Here is a 19,644-nt window from a genome sequence, read left to right as displayed (position 1 = left end):
ACATAGTAAAAAATATTTACAGAAAATAAAAAAAAGACCTACCTTCCTGCTTTGTTTCTTAAAGGAAAACTATAAGAAATAAGAACTCACGAAGAGCAGATATGTTAATCATAAGAGCGTATTGTCTACTCAATTCTGAAAGTATTTCTTAGACGTTTCCTATAAAAAATATCCTATACTCGTAATAGATAGCATGAAAATCGTCATATTTTCTCTGTCTAATTTAAGAGATACATATGAGGAGAAAGGGCAGCTGACATGCCCTAAGAGGTGGGGGACTTTGGTGCTTTCCTTAGAGCTTTTCAGATGTGGATCCTAGAAAAGTCAGGGCTTTTAATTTTGGCCTCAGGGGGAAAGATCGCAGCCCTCCTTGCCACAATACGGTTATAGGAGGGTATTAAAAGCCAGTAGGAGATAAGCTTTCTGCAAGTTTCTTTAAGACGTCCGCTCGCAATTGCGTGATAACTTCTTTTTGCAGATTTTTATTATCTTCAGGTTGTTTTGTAAGTGCTAAATGTCCACGACGTGCTTGCCAAAATACAGGATTCCAAATAGGACTATTGTCTGCACCCTGGATCCATCCCAAACTAATCCCTAATTGAATCCAGCTTAACGCATCTAATGTTTCCTGAAGGTCCAAATGATACGAATGCGTAAGTAATCCTAACGCACGTAAAATATGATTTTTTAACTCTCCAGCATTTTGTTCAGTATGATTCTTTTTCGCTGATGCTTCTGCAACGGATATTTTTGAAGACCATATCCTCAATGATGATAAAATCTGCTCTTCAGTAAGTCCTAAAGAACATTTATTAGATAATACAAGCATATTCCCAATATATCCCGGTGTTGCTGGTAGCATTCCTGAACAAACAACTTCTGTATCTTCATCAATAATATCAGTTAATTCTTTAGAGTAGATTAATGCAGGAGCATGCAAGAAACTCTGACTTTTTAGTCCCGTCCCACATTCTCGAGGATTTGTCGTTAAAAAACCAAAATCTGAAGAAAAAGCAAACTCTAACTTTTCATTAAGATAGGTATCTAACCGTACAAGTTGATCTAAAGCTTTTTCAGGTTCAGATATGAAGTCTATGGTATGGAGAATCAGATGATCTCGGAAATTTATGGCTGCTAGGATAGTTCCGGAACGGTTTACAATAAGAGCTTCGCCTTCGGGATTCCCCGTTAGATCATAGGGAAATAGAAAATGCTCAATGAGAAATTCTTTTTGCCAAGCAGGAGCATCTTTAAGAGGTAATACTAGAAACTCATCAAAACCTTCAATATGGTTAAAATGCGAAGCTATAGCCTCTAAAATTTCCTGCTTTTTCTCCCTAGATAAACAGGGGAGAAACTTTGCTATGGAAAGATTCCTAGATAGTGAAAACGTCGTTATAGGCCAGGTTTTATTTACAGGGGGGGCGTCTTTCTTACTAGCAAAATTAAGAAGTAAATCATTGGGAAGAATCATGCGAATTCTGATTTTTTAAATGATTAATCTGATCTCGTATTACAGCGGCTTGCTCATAGTCTTCACGAGCTAACGTATCCTGAAGAGCCTCATTTAAAGCTATGAGCTTAAGGAGGGGATTCATACTCGCCGCTTCTCCAGGAGCACGACCAATATGCAAGCAACCCCGACTACTGTCAGAAACTGCTGATGAAAAAATAGCCTTTGTATGCATTAGCTTTGCAATAAGTTGTGTTTTGAAGTTGGTGTAACACAAATGACAACCGAATAACTGATCTTCATCCACATTCGATTTCCATATAGTTTTACAGTTGCCGCATTCTAAAGTAACGGAAGATCCTGAAGAACTTAAAGCAATGTTATCACGACTGTAGTAATGACTTGGACAGGGACAAGATTCACATACATAAGAACGTAGGACTTTATCCTTATCTACTTCAGTATAACAAATTGTCGCTGGCTTTTGACAATGATAACACTGATGGGGTTTAGAAGTCGCCATGGAGATCTACCATTAAAGCCAAATACTAATACACCCAGTACCAATAACAAAAAAGTGACAAAGGAGAAAAAGGTTTTTTTAAAGAAATGTAAAAGAACCAAGAATAATCAACTGGGCCTTGAAGGATTTGAACCTTCGACCCCCTCATTAAAAGTGAGGTGCTCTAACCGCTGAGCTAAAGGCCCGAAGTTTACTTGGTAATTTTACATTTTGACCCCAAGGGGATTCGAACCCCTGTTACCGGAATGAAAATCCGATGTCCTGGGCCAGGCTAGACGATGGGGCCAAGACAACTACAATATTACTAGTTCTATTCCTTTAGAGCAATCTTTTCCTCTCTTTGTTTCATATGAAAAACCAAAGAAAGAGAGGTAGATAAAGATTACACATAAGAAACAGAGCAAATCATATCGACGAAAGATCAGCTTCTTTTTGCTTCGTAATTTCGTCAATTTGCTTACAGAATTTATCTGTTAATTCCTGGATCTTCTTCTCCATTCCTTTAACAGCATCTTCTGTTAAGTCAGAATCTTTCTTTAACTTGTCGTTAGACTCTCTGCGAATGTTACGAATGGTTATCTTCGCTTCCTCAGATTTGCGACGTAACTGCTTAATAACTTCATTCCTATATTCCGCGGTAGGCTCAGGAACCTTAATACGTACTATGGTCCCTTCTACATCGGGTTGCAAATTTAAATTTGCGGCAATAATACCCTTAGATATTGCAGACACGTTATTCGCATCATAAGGAGAAATCACTAACTGACGTGTATCTGCTACCGAAATAGAGGCTAAATCAGATAGCCTCATTGTAGTTCCGTATACATCCACAGTCACTGTTTCTACTAAAGCAGGATTAGCTTTTCCTGTTCTAAATGATCTAACTTCTTTATGGAAGAATTCCAAGGCAGCAGCCATTTTTTTTTCAGTGTCAGTTAGACTGGACATGCTCAGCGTCTCCACAAATTAATGTTCCAATATTCTCGTCAAAGATAGCTTGCTCTAAAGAATGCTTAACAAAACTAAAGACTCGAATAGGAATGTTGGAATCCATACATAAAGATATAGCAGAGGCGTCCATAACGCCTAATCCCTGAGATAAGAAATCCTTGTAACTAATGCGGTCATATTTCACAGCATCGTTAAATACACGAGGATCTTTATCATACACTCCATCAACATGCATTGTTGCTTTAAGTAGGATATCCGCCTTTAACTCACAAGCACGCAAAGCAGCTCCCGTATCCGTTGTTAAATAAGGTGAACCTGCTCCTGTTGTGCAAATTAAGACTTTACCTTGACTTAAAGCTTCTGCAGATTTTTGAGGAGTATATAAGTCTGCAAGTTGAGGACAAGAAAGAGTAGAAGTTAGTAAACAGGGGATATCATCAGCTTTCAGTGCATCTGCTACAGCCATACCATTAATTAAAGTAGCTAGCATTCCCATTTGGTCCGCAGATACTCGATTGATTTGTAGTTCTTTTTGCTGAGCAAGTCCTCTTAAGATATTTCCACCGCCTATAACAAGAGCCGTTTCGATATCGCAGTTGCGTACAGCACGTAATTCTGCTACTAATCTGGACAAACGAACTTCATCAATCCGGTTTCCACTATCTGTTGAGAGAGACTCTCCAGAAATCTTAAATAAGACTCGTGTTATTCGCTTAGACATATTTCCTCTCGCTGATTAAGCTCCTATTTTCCATAAAATGAATTCTTTCACTTCGACGGAATTGCCACTAGTTTTACTAGCGTCATCAAGCAAACCATTAATGGTTATATCAGGATTTTTAATGAAAGCTTGTTCTAGTAGACAAACATCTTGGAAGAATGTTCCCAATTTGCCACTGATAATCTTATCAATAACAGCTTGAGGTTTTCCTTGTATTTGAGAAGAAATTACTTCTTTTTCTCTTTCTAAAGCATCCGCAGGTACGCTTTCTTTATTTAAAAACAGAGGCTGGGCTGCCACGATGTGCATAGAAATATCTTTAGCCAGGCTTTCTTTATCAGCAACTCCAGAAAGAATAGTTACAGAAACAGCTTTTCCGTTACCGTGAGAGTAGATGCCCACACTTTCTTCTGTTGTTTTTGGTAAATATTTGATTCTGTTAATGCGGATATTTTCTCCAACGGTTTGCATGGTTACAGCGCGTAACTCATCAACTGTAAGAGAAGCGTCTTGAGATGAAGGAAGTTGTAGCAATGCATCAACACTGTCTACTTTATGATTTAAGACATCTTCAACAAGGCCGTCAACGAAAGATCGAAATACAGAGTTATTAGCTACGAAATCTGTTTCTACGTTAACTTCAACAACAGCAGTGCCTCGAGCATCACTCTTTGCTGCAATAACGCCTTCTTTTGTCTCTCTATGCTCTTTTTTACTAGCAGAGGCAAGACCTAACTTACGTAAGTGAACAACAGCTTCTTCAAGATTTCCATTACATTCAGCTAAAGCTTCCTTACATTTGGTTAACCCCACACCGGTCTGTTGTCTTAAGAGTTTGAGGGTTTCCATTGAAAAGTTGCTCATTAGTTAGCCTCATCACTATCGTATTTTTTTGCCAATAGATCTTCTTGACGATTGTCATCGCCTGTTGCGTAAACATCGATCTCTTCAGATGCGTCTTCGGTACTTAAAGCTTTAATTGGGGAAACAATCTCAATGCCAAGTTTTTTCTTGGTATTTATGATATTATCTTTAATAGAGCTAACGATTAAGCGAATACTTTTTAAAGAGTCATCGTTACATGGAATAACATGATCGATAGGGGTTGGATCACAATTTGTATCAACTAATGCCAATACAGGAATGCCAAGCTTTTTGGCTTCCGCAACAGCAATTTTTTCATAACTAGGGTCAACAACTATGACTAAACCAGGAATCTTTCTTAGGTAACGAATACCTTCCAAGTTTTTCAATAATTTCTGATGGCGTTTAGCTAGTAAGGCGATTTCTTTCTTTGTAAGGTAAGAACTATTTTGAGTAAGATCTTTTTCGATTTTATCCAAAGTTTTAATCGAGTTTCTGATAGTCGTCATGTTGGTTAACATGCCGCCTAACCATCTCTCAGCAACAAAGTATTCACCAGCTTCTATAGCAGCTTCTTTGATGACACATTTGGCTTGTTTTTTCGTTCCTACGAAAAGAATAGGCTTATTCTCTTTAATAACCTTACATACTTGTGGCAGTGCCGCACGTAATTGGTAAAGAGTTTTTGCTAGATTGATGATATAAAGACCATTCTTCTCCTCAAAGATGTAAAGTTTCATCTTTGGGTTCCATCTTCGCGTTTGGTGCCCAAAATGAGCCCCCGCTTCCATTAAGTCTTTAACTGAAAGATTGCATAGTGGTTGTTCTTCCAAGCTTTGTACCTCTATTTCTTGAATATATTAACAATGGCATCTTGATCTAACGTCAAGATTTCAGTCTTGGTGACGTTTAGAAAAGCGCCCGATCAGAATCGAACTGACACCGGTAGCTTGGAAGGCTACAGCTCTACCATTGAGCTACGGGCGCGCACTAAAAAGGAGATGTTAATTTAATAAAGCTTTTTACGCAAGATTGTAATCTCTAGGTTCCTAGCTTCTAGAAAATTTTAGATAGGAGATTAATTCTTATGCGAATGGATTTTAGAAAAGAGATTTGAAGTTTATGAAGGTAAAAGAGGGTCTATAAAATAAAAAATCAGAACCCAGATGTTCCAGGTTCTGATAGCGGGACAAAAAGTTAGGATAGTATAAACTAAATCCTTAGAATCTGAATTGAGCGTTCAAATGAGCAGCTCTTTCATCAATTAAGCGTGCTTCACCAGTGATTGACCATTTATCAGCATCGATTAAAGTTGCACCAATAGCTACACCACAAGCTTTTCTAGATTTCATTTTATTAACTTGCATGGAAACAATCTGCATGAAATCGGCAAATTTATTGCTTTGATCAACGGATGTAGCGCTTCCCAATAATGTAGGATTCCAAGCTGTTAAGTCTAAAATAGCTGTAGCTAATTTAGGCTGAGCAATGCGGATAGAATCGGCATCAAATGTAGCCCTTGACCATTTTACTCCAATATATGGAACAAGCATATTCAATCTGTAAGAGAGAGCCATACCAACCTGCCATTCGTGATATTTAATTGTGGCAGATTTAGTTCCTTGAGCCGCATCTGTTCCTGCATTTAGAGGTAGAGGGAAGGCTTGATTCTTATAGCCCCTAGGCTTATGCATTGCAAATTGTGCAGTATTACAGATTACATTAAGAGTTTCTATTTTAGGATTGGATTGAGCGTATTGGAACTCTGCTCCTAAAGTTGCACAACCACATTCCCATAAAGCTCCTCGCGCACCAACGCTCCAAGAGAATGTTGTGTCTGTATAAAGTTCTACAACGCCTTGTGTCATGAATACGTTAGGAAGTTCGTTAGCATTTATTGATGTTCCTGCAACCCCAATTAAGCCAACGAGACTAAAGGCTGCAGAATTGGATTTAAGATAGCCATTAGTAGCGCCTAAAGTGCAGAAAACATCGAAACGATCCCAAATATTTAATGCTAAATAAGCAGCGTTTGTGAACCATTCTGCGTCTTGCATATGTTTACCATAAGCAAGGTTAGGTCTTTCTACTGGAGTAGTAGTCCCAGAAGCTGTTCCAGTAGCTCCTGTAGGAGCAGCTGCCATGCCAGTTATAGTTTTATTAACATCAACTTTTAATACGCGATCGAAAACATAATCTCCGTAGTATCCTGCACGGATGCTGATAGCATCACACCAAGTAGAGCAAGGATCACAAGGATCACCTGAAGCACCTTCCCACATAGTGCCATCGATTAATAAACTTGGTTCAGCTGGATTCCCTACAGGCAAGGCTTGTAAGGAGAGAGCGGAACCCGTAGCGGCAAACAGTAATGCCGATTTTAAGAGTTTTTTCATACTCACCTCTAAAGATTATGCTTAGTATCTTTTCTTTTTGTGCTCGCTATTCTAATTTGCTCTTCTGGCGGCACCACGTCCAAGTTAAAGCCAGACAAGATATCCTGTAGGCAATTAATGGCTTTGAGGAGTGTCTTGCAAGTGAAAACAGCCTTAAGCATGAACATACAGTTCATTAATCGAAAACATAACAAACTTTTCTTATTATAGTAAAGACGATAAGAAAAAAGACTGTTTTCAGGCATAGATTTCAAGTGATAACTCCTTATATCTGCTAATAAGTGAGCTAATAGATTTTTGTATACACTTTTATTTCTTATGCCACTTAGAATAAGTTGGAATAGCCTTCACAGAAGAGTGTAAAAAGGCTTTCTTATATTCGAATCATTACGCGTTATTCTTTATTTTTGCAAATAAAATAAAGAGAAATTATTTAATAAAACATTACAGTTTTTGATAATTTTTACTTTTGTATTTTTATTTGTAATATTTTCATGTTTGCAAAAGTCGTCAGGATTTTGTGAATTATTGTGCTTTGTAATCTTAGTTTGTAACTAGTCGAATCTCTTGCCAGACAATGGTTGAGACCCTACTATTTGTTTTATGAAACCCCCTAAGAAACGTCGTTCTTATCTTACAGTTCCAGAAAAGACAAATAGGTTATTGTCAGGAATTATCGTAACGTTAGCAATAATTGCTGTACGTTTATGGCATCTTGCTGTTGTTGAGCATGATCAGAAGTTGGAAGAGGCTTACAAACCGCAGATGAGGGTTATTCCTGAGCTTGTTGAACGCGCAACGATTTGTGATCGTTTTGGGAAAGCATTGGCAGAAAACAAGATGCAATACGATGTGAGTGTAGCTTATGGGGCTATTCGTGATTTACCGTCTAGAGCTTGGCATGTTCATGCAGATGGAACTCGCGAGCTTATTCCTGTTAGGAAAAATTATATCACACGTTTATCAGAGCTTCTTGCTCAAGAGTTGCATTTAGATAAGGATGCAATTGAAGATAGTATCCATGCTAAAGCTTCTATACTAGGCTCTGTACCATATTTGGTTCAGGCCAATGTTTCTGAACGTACATATTTAAGATTAAAGATGATGTCGAAACATTGGCCTGGTTTACATATAGAGCCTACTGTACGGCGTTATTATCCTATGGGAAAGATGGCCTCTGATATTTTGGGTTATGTAGGACCTATTAGCGCTCAAGAATATAAGCGAGTCACGCATGAATTAAGTAAACTGCGAGAATGCGTTCGAGCATATGAGGAGGGAGAAGATCCGAAATTTCCTGAAGGTTTAGCAAGTATTGACCAGGTGCGTTCTTTATTAAATTCCTTAGAGAACAATGCTTATAGTTTAAATGCATTAGTTGGAAAGTTGGGTATAGAATCATGTTGGGATGGAAAGTTGCGAGGTCAATTAGGGAAAAAAACAGTTCTTGTAGATCGTCGTGGAAACTTTATTCAAGGTCTTAATGAAGTTGCAGCAACTTCTGGAAAGAAGCTACAGCTAACATTATCTACAGAATTACAGGCATTTGCAGATGCTTTACTTTTAGATCATGAAAGGACAGAGAAATTCCGCTCGACACAGTCGTTAAAGAAACAAAAACTTCTACCTCCTTTATTTCCTTGGATTAAAGGAGGGGCGATCGTTGCTTTAGATCCTAACAATGGCCAGATATTGGCTATGGCATCATCTCCACGTTATCACAATAATGATTTTATCGATATGCGGATAAGTTCAGATTCTGAAGCGAGATCTGAGGTATATCGTTGGCTAGAAAATGCTGAACATATTGCAGAGGTATATGACAGAAAAGTTCCTTTGCGTCGTGAAAGAAGAGATCCTCTTACTGGTTTATACTATGATGAGGAGCTGTCTCTTACTTTTGATTATTTCTTAGATTTTATTTTACCAAATACCTCAGAGCTTAAGTCAGTTGTTAAGCGTTATGGGACTGTAGAGAATGCCATTGCGCTACAGCAGAGTATCGAGCGTTTATTAGACATATTCTCGTATTCTGAAGGACATTGTTCATGTTCTTCTATCTTTGATGCAGTATTTCCTTCTGAACAAGAGCATATTGCTATAGGTAAGGTGATTTCCATAAAACAACAGCAATGGATAACCCATTGCTGTGAAAATTATGATAGAGAAATTGAGGATGTTAAGAAAGAGTTAGAACCATTTTTTTCTGAATTACCAGCGAATTATGATAAACTTCTTCTCGTAGATCTATTTCAGATGGTTATTGATCCTTCGAAATTGCATCCTGAGTTGCTTTTATCTGTAGGATCTCTTTCTTTGTCAGAGTTTTTCGAGTGTCAGGGACATTACGTAGCTTTGCGTAGTGCGTTTTCTAAGATAGTGGAAGATATTTTTGTTGAGATAGATTTTAAGGAATGGAGAAAGCTTTATTTTGCAAAGTTTCTAGAGGTTAAGCGTAAAGAGGAAAATGATAGAAAACAACGTTACCCTACGCCGTATGTGGACTATTTGTTGGAGGAAAGACGTGCGCAATATCAAGATTTTCGTCGTTGTTACCTTGATAAGTTTTTAGCATATTTACTTTCTGGACAAGGGAATACAGAACATCTAAAAGCTTATTATGAAGCTCTTGCTGTATGGAAGGGAGAATTAGAAAGTGGCGCGCATAAGGCGTTGCCTTGGTATGAACATTATGAGTTTTTAAAACAGAAATTTTCTGATTCTTCAATTGATCTACTTCATTTGTTTTTGTCTTTTAGAGAGTTTTCGGAGCTTCAGAGACCGCTTTATGGTAACTACGCTCCAATGCTTACAAGGAATGTTCCTCAAAAAGAACAAGATTTAGCCGCAGCATTTTACCCTGCTTATGGTTATGGATATCTGCGACCACATGCATTTGGGCAAGCAGCAACTTTAGGATCTATCTTTAAGCTTGTCTCTGCCTATTCTGTATTATCTCAGGAAGTAATGCGAGGGAATGTCGATATAGACTATTTATCTCGTTTGCTTGTCATTATTGATAGACAGTCTTTTGGTTATGTAAGTTCTAAGCCGCACGTTGGCTTTTTTAAAGATGGCTCGCCTATTCCTTCATTTTATCATGGGGGAATTTTACCAAAGAATGACTATGCAGGACGTGGACGCATCGATTTGATTGCTGCTTTAGAAATGTCTAGTAACCCATATTTTTCTCTGCTTGTTGGTGAGCATCTTGCTGATCCTGAAGATCTGTGTCACGCAGCATCTTTATTTGGTTTTGGGGAGAAAACAGGTATAGGATTACCTGGGGAATATTCCGGAGTAATTCCTCATGATGTGGCCTACAATCGTTCAGGATTGTATGCCACTGCTATAGGGCAACATACTCTTATTGTTACTCCTTTGCAGACAGCTGTGATGATGGCAGCGTTAGTCAATGGAGGCTCTCTTTATGTCCCTAGTTTAGTTTTAGGGGAATGGAATGGAGAAGAATTTTCCGAAATGCCTCCTATGAAGAAACGAGATGTGTTTATGCCTGAGTGTATAGCAGAGTTATTAAAGACAGGTATGCATAACGTAATTTGGGGTAATTATGGAACTACGCGAAGTATTCGTGATCAGTTTAATCCCGAATTATTAACTCGGATTATTGGAAAAACGAGCACGGCAGAATCCATAGTACGAGTAGGTTTAGATCGGCAATATGGAAGTATGAAGATGAAGCACGTATGGTTTGCTGCAATAGGTTTTTCTGATGCTGAACTTACTCATCCCGATATTATTGTAGTTGTCTATTTGCGCCTTGGAGAATTTGGAAGGGATGCTGCTCCTATAGCTGTAAAAATGATAGAAAAGTGGGATAAAATAAGAAAAAAAGAAGATTTTTCTGCCAATCGGTAAGGGTTGGCACGCTTTTTGCTCCTGTAAAATACGAGGTCAACGAACTTGTGTGCCAGGAGAAAAATTCATGGAAGAAGCTGCGAAACATCTAGCGAAAGAATTTCTCTGCTCAGGAATTAACTTCTTTTTGAGTGGGGAATACGAACAGGCGGAACGAAGACTAAAAGAAACTTTGGAGTTAGATCCTACAGCAGCGCTAGCCTATTGTTATTTAGGAATCATTGCTTTAGAGTCGGGAAGAATTCCTGAAGCATTAGCCTGGTGCACAAAAGGATTGGAGTCTGAGCCTGGTGATAGCTATTTGCGTTATTGCTACGGGGTGGCTTTAGATCGTGATAATCGTTGTGAAGAAGCTGTAGAGCAATACCGAGCTTACGTCGCTTTACATCCAGATGATGCTGAATGTTGGTTTAGTTTAGGTGGAGTTTATCATCGTTTAGGCAAATATACAGAAGCTATTGAATGCTTCGATAAGATTTTAGAACTAGATGCTTGGAACCCACAGAGCTTGTACAATAAAGCTGTTGTTTTAACAGATATGAACAAAGAGCTGGAAGCTATTAATCTATTGGAGACTACAGTAAGTAAAAATCCTTTATATTGGAAAGCATGGATAAAGTTGGGTTACTTGCTTTCACGTCATAAACAATGGGATAAAGCTACCGAAGCTTATGAAAGAGTTGTGCAGCTACGTCCCGATTTGTCCGATGGTCACTACAATTTAGGTTTATGTTACCTCACTTTAGATAAAACACGGTTAGCTTTAAAAGCTTTTCAAGAAGCTCTCTTTTTAAATGAGGAAGATGCTGACGCACATTTTTATGTCGGTCTTGCCCATATGGATCTTAAGCAAAATCGACTAGCATCTGATGCTTTTCATCGAGCGCTGGGAATCAATTTAGAACATGAACGTTCTCATTATCTTCTCGGTTATCTCTATCATATAGAAGGACAATCAGAAAAAGCGGAAAAGGAATTGTCATTTCTAACTGTAAAAGATTCTATGTTCGCCCCACTGTTACAAAAAACCGTATATTCAGGGCAGCTTGAACGCAAATTGGATGTGCTTCCGTAAACAATAAAGTTAGAAATCACATAAACATTTTTTGAAGCCTGGCCACATTTTTATAAGATAGAAAAAATTACTATTAATATAGAAACTTTAAGGACAAAAAAAATAGAACTCTTAAAATAATTTTGTGTTGCAAGGCCTTACGGCTTTTTTTCAACACAAAGTGTGATCTCTAAAAGAATGAATAACGTTAACATTCTTTTCTAAACAGGCGGGAAAGTTAGAGCTTCGCTTTTTCTTTCCCGCCTTCTTTAAATGCTTCGAAAAATATTGAAAATCTGTTAGTCTGGTTAAGCCCTTGTGCAGTTCTACACAATAACATTACGTACGCAGAGGCAGGGCATTATGAGCCAATCCATAGAAGATTTTTTACAGAATCACGAAGATTATCCATACGGTTTCGTCACGCCTATAGAGTCAGAGGGATTAACTAGAGGTCTCAGTGAGGAGACCATCGAAAGAATTTCCCAACTGCGTAATGAACCTCCCTTCATTTTAGATTTCCGTTTAAAAGCTTATCAGCATTGGAAAAAATTACAGGAGCCTGCTTGGGCTAGATTGAATTATGGTCCTATTGATTATGAGGATATAGTCTACTTTTCCGCCCCAAAGCAAAAAAATCCTTTAGGGCGTTTAGAAGAAGCCGACCCCGAAATCTTAGACACCTTTAAAAAATTAGGCATCCCTTTAGATGAGCAAAAACGTTTATTGAACGTTCAAAATGTTGCTGTGGATTTGGTTTTTGATTCGGTGTCCATAGGAACGACATTTAAGGAAGCTTTAGATAAGGCCGGGGTGATTTTTTGCTCAATGAGCGAAGCGATTCGTGAACATCCCGAGCTAATAAAAAAATATTTAGGATCAGTTGTTTCTCATAGAGACAACTATTTTGCAGCTTTAAATGCTGCTGTTTTTAGTGACGGTTCTTTTGTCTATATTCCAAAGGGCGTACGTTGCCCTATGGAGATTTCTACATATTTCAGGATTAACGATAAGGAGTCGGGACAGTTCGAGCGTACTTTGATTATTGCAGAAGATGATTCTTTTGTGAGTTATCTTGAGGGGTGCACAGCCCCATCATTCTCTTCACATCAGCTGCATGCGGCTGTGGTAGAACTCGTAGCGCATGAACGGGCCGTCGTTCGTTATTCTACCGTCCAAAATTGGTTTTCTGGAGATAAGAAAACGGGCAAGGGTGGAATTTATAATTTTGTAACCAAGCGCGGTTTGTGTTCAGGTTACAAATCAAAGATCTCTTGGTCTCAGGTTGAAGTTGGTGCAGCGATTACTTGGAAGTATCCAAGCTGTATTTTGAGGGGGAAAGAAAGCGTTGGAGAGTTTTACTCCATAGCTTTAACAAACGGCAAAATGCAAGCCGATACTGGGACGAAGATGATTCATGTGGGGGAAAAAACAACTTCGACAATAGTTTCTAAAGGAATTTCTTCGGAGGAGTCTCATAACACCTTCCGGAGTCTTGTTTCTATTTCAGAAGGAGCTGTGGGAAGTCGTAATTACACACAATGTGATTCGATGCTGATCGGGCAGTCGTGTGGAGCTTATACTGATCCTAAGATTTCGGTAGACAACTCCAAATCATCTGTTGAACATGAGGCGACAACATCAAAATTACGTGCGGATCAGTTAATGTATTTGCGTAGTAGAGGATTGAGCGCAGAAGAAGCTGTAAGTTTAGTAGTGCACGGTTTTTGCCGTGAGATTATCGAACAGCTGCCTTTAGAATTTGCTCGGGAAGCTTCAAAATTATTGTTTGTTAAGTTGGAAAATAGCGTGGGGTAGTTGATGCTACATATACAAAACTTACACGTATGCTGTGAGGATATTAAAATCCTGGATGATTTAAATTTACACATCTCTCCGGGAGAATTACATATTATTATGGGCCCTAATGGAGCAGGAAAATCTACTTTCGCTAAAGTATTATCAGGAGATGATAGCATATCTATTATCTCCGGAGATATTAGCTTATTAGGTCAGGATTTATTAGAGAAAGCTCCTGAAGAACGTGCACAGATGGGATTGTTTATAGGGTTCCAGCAACCTCCAGAAATTCCTGGCGTAAATAATAGGCTTTTTTTGAGGGATGCTTACAACGCTTGTAGGCGTTCTCGCCAAGAAGAAGAGATAGCAGAACCAGAGTTCAATATCCTTTTATCTTCTGTTTCCGAGACTTATGAATTTGAATCATTTGAGCATTTCTTAGAAAGAAATATCAATGAAGGATTTTCTGGTGGGGAGAGAAAGAAAAACGAGATTTGGCAAATGCTTGTTTTGGAGCCAGAAATGATATTATTAGATGAGCCTGACTCGGGACTAGACGTGGATGCTTTAAGATTCATATGTAAAACCATTGAGAAATATCGCGAGCTCCATCCTAGGAGTGCTATTTGCATAGTTACGCATAACCCTAAATTAGGGAATCTTCTCCAGCCCGATCGTGTGCATATCCTGTTAGAAGGAAATATAGCATGTTCAGGGGGCGTTTCTTTGATGCGAGAGCTAGAAGAAAAGAGTTATCACGAAGTATTATCCTGCTCTTCTCGGGGGTAATATGTTGGGTTTTCTAGAACATAGCTGCCCTATAGCTAAAGGCTCTTCTGTGCATCAAGCGACACAAGCATGTTATGAAAAACATTTTCAGTCTGAATCTTTTAAAGAGATTTTCCGTACTTTTTCTTGGCTTAAGGATCTTACGCAATCTCCAGAGAAGTACCATATCGCCCAAGGAGGATCTGAGACAGCGAAGCAGCATTGGTTGCATCATGAGAATTCTCTATCCTGCGAGTGTATTTTAATTAACGGTAAATATGAGCCCTCACTTTCTCAATTACCAGAAGGTGTGTTATCAATGTCGTTAAAAGATGCGCAATCTGTTTTCTCTACCTTCATTCAAAGATACGATGTAGATACACAACCTCTAGCATTTCTTAATGCTGTATGTTCTCAGGAAGAGGGTGTAGTTATCTATATCCCTGAAGAATTTCAGGTAAATGAACCTTTGAATATTTGTCATATTTGTTTCCCAACATCTCAAGATGATAAGGTGATTTATTCTCCAAAGATCATCTTAATCTTAGGAAAGCAATCCAGCTGCTCTGTCCAGGTTTCTCATCATACTGAACGAGAAAGTGGCGTCGCTGAAAGCTTTGCTATTGTTAATGGCGTTACAGAAGTCTTTGTATCTGAAGGTGCTGAGTTATCTTTAACTATGCTACCTAAATATATTAGCGAAGAAAGAATTAGTTGGTCACATATAGCGACCATCGAAGAGCAAGGGGCTTGTTCTATAGCTCAACGTCTTCAAGAGGACGTTGGAGGTTATGGTTGGTTTGACAATACCTTTTCTATGATAGGAAATAATTCTCATGGAGAATCTTTAGTTTCTACTCTGTCTCCAAAAAAGACGTGGGTCAGAAATCTTATGCATCATGATGCAGAATCTACGACATCACGACAGAATATCAGATCAATTTTGTATTCAGGGCATTTCTTTTTTGAAGGAGGTATTCATGTGACCTCTCGTGGGATGTTTACCGATGCTTATCAAAAACATGATACGTTGTTACTTAGCGATAGCGCTCGTGTAACAACTTTCCCAAGATTAGAAATCCTTACTGATGATGTTAAAGCTTCTCACGGAGCTACTGTAGGACCATTAGATCCCCAGCAGATATTTTATATGCAATCTCGGGGAATGACACGTGAGGAAGCTCAGAAAAAACTGGTTCGAGGATTTCTATCTATAGAACCCTCACTAGAGCATTTTCCGAAATTGTCAATGCAAATGCAATCACAAGAAACTAAGGAGCACTCTATAGATGGTGTGTAGGATAAAAGAAGACTTTCCTATTTTTTCCAATAAAAAGCTTCAGGGAGAGTCCTACATTTACCTAGATTCTGCTGCCACTACGCATAAGCCTAAGAAGGTGATAGAGTCTATTACAGATTTTTATAGCAATACGTATGCTACTGTGAACCGTAATGTCTATAGTTCTTCGAAAAACATTACCGCAGATTACAATATTGTCCGTGGGAAGATCCGCGAGTGGATACAGGCTTCGTGTGATGAGGAAATTGTTTTTACTCGAGGGACTACAGCATCTTTGAACTTATTAGCAATATCTGCTAACGATGTTTTCATTCCTAAAGGTGGTGTAGTATTAGTTTCCGAAGCAGAGCATCATGCAAATGTTTTATCTTGGGAACTAGCTTGTCGTAGACGTGGATCTTGTGTGAAGAAAGTAGCTGTTGATGATTCTGGTTATGTAGATCTAGAACATTTAGAGACATTGCTTAAGGCGGGGGCTTCTTTTGTCAGTATAGCACATGTGAGTAATGTTACGGGATGTATTCAGCCTCTAAAGCAAATAGCACATTTAGTTCATAGATACGGAGCATATATTGCTGTAGATGGTGCTCAGGGAGTTGCACATACTGCTGTAGATGTTGTGGATTGGGATATCGATTTTTATGCTTTTTCAGCTCATAAGATGTACGCTCCTACAGGATTAGGAGTGTTATATGGTAAGAAGGAGCTTTTAGAGAAACTTCCTCCTGTAGAAGGTGGTGGGGATATGGTCTCTATCTATGATAGTGAGAATCCGGAGTATCTTCCTGCCCCATTAAAATTTGAAGCAGGAACTCCGCCCATAGCCTCTATTTTAGGATTGGGAGCTGCCATAGATTATCTACAATCTCTTCCAGATACCCTATATCAGCAAGAAGAAGAGTTAACGCATTATCTTTATAATGAACTAATGACAATCCCTGGTATGCAGATATTAGGTCCCGGGATAAACCAGCCGCGTGGAGCTCTGGTGAGTTTGAGAATCCAGGGTGCTCATCCTTTTGATATTGGTTGTTTGTTAGATCTTCAGGGAATAGCTGTACGTACAGGTCATCAATGTGCACAGCCCGCTATGAACCGGTGGAATCTAGGTCATGTTCTTAGAGTATCATTGGGGATATATAACGATAAAGAAGACATCGATATTTTTATGACTGCTTTGCAAGCTATATTAGCTAGAGTACGCTCATAGTTTTATCGAGAACTTTCCTGAAAATTGATACGTTCTTTGTTGGGGAGCCAGCGTAAATACGTCTGCCCGTATTTATCCATCAGCCAATTTTTAATGTATTGTGGACTGTGGATAAGCTTCGGTAATGTATAGGCCGTGCGAGTCATATCCAGACGATAAATCTTGTGGCACTTACTTTTTCTATTTAGTGTATTTCCTAAAACAAAGGAAAAAGGGTAGTGTTCTTTAACTACCTTTACACATGTATCATCATATTTGCCAAAAGGATAGAAAAATCCTAAGGGAGTTTTCCCTAAGGTTTTTTCTATAAAATACTTAGATAAGAAAATCTCTGTAGCAAGATAGGGAGGAGCATATTGTAAATTGCGAATTGCAAATCCCGATGAAGCCAATTGTATATATGGAGAATCTGCTAGTACTTGTAGTTCTTGTTTTGCACAAAATGGTTGATGATCAGCAAAGACTTCATCTTGGAAAGCTAGAGTTTCACTAGGAGCTAAACGATGCTCAAGAGAAAGAGAAATAGCGGAATCCTCAGCAACGTACCTCCAAGCAATCCCAACAATAGCAGGAATCTGATGAGCTTGTAAGAAGGGAAAAATATAAGAATAAAAATCTACGGAAGCGTAATCAAAAGTTAACATAAGGGATAACTTTTTGATGGGTTCTCCGGGGAGCACTAAAGGATAAGTTTGTTTAAGAAGTAATAAATACCTTTGTAATTTTTCTAAAAGGCCGGGCCGTTTAGAAAAGAAGACTTGGCGAAAGGCTAAAACAATAAGCATGCACTGGCCTTAAGGTGTGGTTTGATTGTCCTCATGAGGATAGATAACTAAGGACCCAGAAAGGATTTTCGGGGGATGTTGAGGAGAGGGTTCTGTCGCTGTCTGTGTAGAGGAGGATTCCGTTGAGGTATTAGGGAGTTCTTGAGTGTCTACAGAAGAGGGCATACAGATCCTTAATATAAATAGGCAGTTAGTGCTTTTTGCCAAAACGTTTAGTTAATGTCCACTCTCCATCTTTATAAAATTGTTCAAACTCTTTGAACAAAGGTAAAGTTTTGAGCTCTTCAAAATCCATTTCAGTATCTTGATCTAAGATTTCTTTGATCTCTATGATTCTTAGGAGAGTAAGAAAGCGTAGTGTAGGATAGTCTTCTGAAGACGCTGCTAGCTGAAGAAGCTGGGAAGATTTTTCTAAAGCTGTTTGGTAATCTTGAGTAGCTTGAGCATCTGCGATTTCTTTTAATAAAACCTGAGCTGGGGAGGGTATACGGAAACTTGCTCCGCTACCATAAGCAAGTCCTGCGTAATATGCACCACGTAACGGTTCGTTATGAATGTAGAAACAAGAAGAAAGGAAACCTGCATAAGGTTTTACAGAGTTTCCGCCCATACGATAGGCACGTTCTAACATCGGCAAGGCAGTTTTAGGGGGTATAAATCCTTGAAAAACTGCAGATTCTGCAGTTTTAGTAAGAAGAAGAATACTTTCGTGTTTTTCACGATCGCTTTTTTGGAAATTATAGATGATCTTTCCAGTGAGGAATATGGATAAGGTCACAAGGATTGTTAAAGTAAACGAATAGGAATAAACCCTTTTCCATATTGAGGATAGCAAGTTCTTCATAATTTTAGGATGTAAAGCGCTTAATACCCTCAGTGTATCTGGAAAAAATTTTTTCGTAAACTCCTTGATTTGAGATGTCCTAACGATAGGAAACACTAAAAAAAGCACTTCACTTCTACAAGCTCTTTTGATAGAAAAACTTCTGTGATACTATTTTTCCTTAAAATAAATTGGGATAAATGCCATCTCTATGCCACTAAAAATGTTCCAGAGATGATAAGAAAATAGCGAAGGTAATTTGTGAGCGGAGTTATCAATAAAGATACGATAATAGAAGTGGCTATCGATAATATTCGGGTGAGTCCCTTTCAACCTCGTCGGGTGTTCTCTGAAGTAGAACTTCAAGAATTAGTATCATCTTTAAAATCTGTGGGTTTGATTCATCCTCCAGTAGTGCGTGAGATTCGTAGCGGTGATAAAGTTTTATATTATGAATTAATCGCTGGGGAACGTCGTTGGAGAGCTTTACAGCTTGCGGGATATACCACTATTCCTGTTGTTCTTAAGCAAGTCATTACCGATGACATTGCTGCGGAAGCAACACTTATAGAAAATATTCAACGTGTAAATCTCAGCCCTATGGAAATGGCAGAGGCTTTTAAAAAGCTTATTAATGTTTTTGGTTTAACTCAAGATAAGGTGGCGTTGAGGGTAGGGAAAAAACGCTCTACAGTTGCAAATTATCTACGACTTTTTTCCTTATCTGAAACTATTCAAAAAAGTCTGTATTTAGGGGAGATTACTTTAGGGCATGCTAAAGTTATCCTCACTCTTGAAGATTCTAAATTACGAGAAATTCTTGCTGAGAGAATTATCTCACAGCGTCTTGCTGTTCGTGAAGCTGAACAAGAGGCAAAGAGATTATTATCAGGTGAATCCGTAGTTTCGTCTTCTAAAGAGCGTGTAAAAACACTTCCAGTTTCAAATTATCAAGACATGCAAGAACGTCTTAGCCAGTCTTTAGGTTACAAGGTAACAGTAAAATCCCAGGGCTCCCATCATAGAGTATCGCTACATGTTCATGATGAAGATCAGCTAAAGCAACTAGAAGAGTGGTTGTTGAAGAAAGCTTAGTAATAGAGAAGATCCTAAGATC

The 19,644-nt window shown here is 38.6% G+C and carries 17 protein-coding genes and 3 tRNA genes; 7 read left to right on the top strand and 13 right to left on the bottom strand.

The features are described from left to right. Positions 1-397: 397 nt before the first annotated feature. The 10 genes from O1W69_RS01320 to O1W69_RS01275 form a co-directional block, all read right to left on the bottom strand. Positions 398-1,474 (bottom strand): protein arginine kinase, encoded by a 1,077-nt coding sequence (locus O1W69_RS01320; RefSeq protein ID WP_375793732.1) that lies wholly within the window; start codon positions 1,472-1,474, stop codon positions 398-400. Then, positions 1,458-1,976, bottom strand: coding sequence for a UvrB/UvrC motif-containing protein (locus O1W69_RS01315; RefSeq protein ID WP_375793731.1), 519 nt, complete (start codon positions 1,974-1,976; stop codon positions 1,458-1,460). The genes O1W69_RS01320 and O1W69_RS01315 overlap by 17 nt, the downstream gene beginning before the upstream one ends. 112 nt (positions 1,977-2,088) lie before the next feature. Continuing rightward, positions 2,089-2,161 (bottom strand) — tRNA-Lys (locus O1W69_RS01310). A 26-nt stretch (positions 2,162-2,187) separates the two neighbouring features. Then, positions 2,188-2,262 (bottom strand) — tRNA-Glu (locus O1W69_RS01305). Between the two features lie 119 nt (positions 2,263-2,381). Continuing rightward, entirely contained in the window at positions 2,382-2,924 is a 543-nt protein-coding gene (gene frr, locus O1W69_RS01300; RefSeq protein ID WP_375793730.1) for a ribosome recycling factor, read from the bottom strand. Continuing rightward, on the bottom strand, positions 2,908-3,648 hold the full coding sequence (gene pyrH, locus O1W69_RS01295; RefSeq protein ID WP_375793729.1) for a UMP kinase: 741 nt from the start codon (positions 3,646-3,648) through the stop codon (positions 2,908-2,910). The genes frr and pyrH overlap by 17 nt, the downstream gene beginning before the upstream one ends. Before the next feature lie 15 nt (positions 3,649-3,663). Further along, positions 3,664-4,512: a translation elongation factor Ts gene (gene tsf, locus O1W69_RS01290; RefSeq protein WP_375793728.1), complete on the bottom strand. Its 849-nt coding sequence runs from the start codon at positions 4,510-4,512 to the stop codon at positions 3,664-3,666. After that, on the bottom strand, positions 4,512-5,303 hold the full coding sequence (rpsB, locus tag O1W69_RS01285; protein WP_375793981.1) for a 30S ribosomal protein S2: 792 nt from the start codon (positions 5,301-5,303) through the stop codon (positions 4,512-4,514). The genes tsf and rpsB overlap by 1 nt, the downstream gene beginning before the upstream one ends. 125 nt (positions 5,304-5,428) lie before the next feature. After that, positions 5,429-5,499, bottom strand: a tRNA-Gly gene (locus O1W69_RS01280). A gap of 233 nt (positions 5,500-5,732) precedes the next feature. Further along, the gene (locus O1W69_RS01275; RefSeq protein ID WP_375793727.1) at positions 5,733-6,908 is read right to left on the bottom strand and encodes a porin; all 1,176 of its coding nucleotides are present in this window, start codon (positions 6,906-6,908) and stop codon (positions 5,733-5,735) included. A 603-nt stretch (positions 6,909-7,511) separates the two neighbouring features. Here O1W69_RS01275 and O1W69_RS01270 point away from each other — a divergent pair. From O1W69_RS01270 to O1W69_RS01245, 6 genes are all read left to right on the top strand, one after another. Further along, entirely contained in the window at positions 7,512-10,787 is a 3,276-nt protein-coding gene (locus tag O1W69_RS01270; protein ID WP_375793726.1) for a penicillin-binding transpeptidase domain-containing protein, read from the top strand. A gap of 67 nt (positions 10,788-10,854) precedes the next feature. Next, the gene (locus O1W69_RS01265) at positions 10,855-11,862 is read left to right on the top strand and encodes a tetratricopeptide repeat protein (RefSeq protein WP_375793725.1); all 1,008 of its coding nucleotides are present in this window, start codon (positions 10,855-10,857) and stop codon (positions 11,860-11,862) included. 342 nt (positions 11,863-12,204) lie between these two features. After that, positions 12,205-13,659, top strand: a complete 1,455-nt coding sequence (gene sufB / locus O1W69_RS01260) for a Fe-S cluster assembly protein SufB (protein WP_375793980.1) — start codon at positions 12,205-12,207, stop codon at positions 13,657-13,659. A 3-nt stretch (positions 13,660-13,662) separates the two neighbouring features. Continuing rightward, positions 13,663-14,430: a Fe-S cluster assembly ATPase SufC gene (gene sufC, locus O1W69_RS01255; protein WP_375793724.1), complete on the top strand. Its 768-nt coding sequence runs from the start codon at positions 13,663-13,665 to the stop codon at positions 14,428-14,430. 1 nt (position 14,431) lies between these two features. Beyond that, complete coding sequence (locus O1W69_RS01250; RefSeq protein WP_375793723.1) at positions 14,432-15,709, top strand: SufD family Fe-S cluster assembly protein; 1,278 nt, start codon at positions 14,432-14,434, stop codon at positions 15,707-15,709. Further along, complete coding sequence (locus O1W69_RS01245; RefSeq protein WP_375793979.1) at positions 15,702-16,919, top strand: SufS family cysteine desulfurase; 1,218 nt, start codon at positions 15,702-15,704, stop codon at positions 16,917-16,919. Before O1W69_RS01250 ends, O1W69_RS01245 begins: the two co-directional genes overlap by 8 nt. A gap of 2 nt (positions 16,920-16,921) precedes the next feature. Here O1W69_RS01245 and O1W69_RS01240 read toward each other — a convergent pair whose 3' ends face one another. From O1W69_RS01240 to O1W69_RS01230, 3 genes are read right to left on the bottom strand one after another with little or no spacing between them, the layout of a single operon-like run. After that, positions 16,922-17,704, bottom strand: coding sequence for a polysaccharide deacetylase family protein (locus tag O1W69_RS01240; protein WP_375793722.1), 783 nt, complete (start codon positions 17,702-17,704; stop codon positions 16,922-16,924). Between the two features lie 9 nt (positions 17,705-17,713). Beyond that, positions 17,714-17,869: a hypothetical protein gene (locus O1W69_RS01235; protein ID WP_375793721.1), complete on the bottom strand. Its 156-nt coding sequence runs from the start codon at positions 17,867-17,869 to the stop codon at positions 17,714-17,716. 25 nt (positions 17,870-17,894) lie between these two features. Continuing rightward, complete coding sequence (locus tag O1W69_RS01230; protein ID WP_375793720.1) at positions 17,895-18,548, bottom strand: hypothetical protein; 654 nt, start codon at positions 18,546-18,548, stop codon at positions 17,895-17,897. A gap of 240 nt (positions 18,549-18,788) precedes the next feature. On the opposite strand from O1W69_RS01230, the gene O1W69_RS01225 reads away from it, so the two are divergent. Next, entirely contained in the window at positions 18,789-19,622 is an 834-nt protein-coding gene (locus O1W69_RS01225; protein WP_375793719.1) for a ParB/RepB/Spo0J family partition protein, read from the top strand. Positions 19,623-19,644: the final 22 nt, after the last annotated feature.

The sequence above is a fragment of the Chlamydia sp. 12-01 genome, assembly GCF_042234205.1.
Lineage (GTDB): Bacteria > Chlamydiota > Chlamydiia > Chlamydiales > Chlamydiaceae > Chlamydia.
The sequence above is the reverse complement of the archived record's forward strand: the minus strand, read 5'-3'. Positions and strand labels throughout refer to the sequence as shown.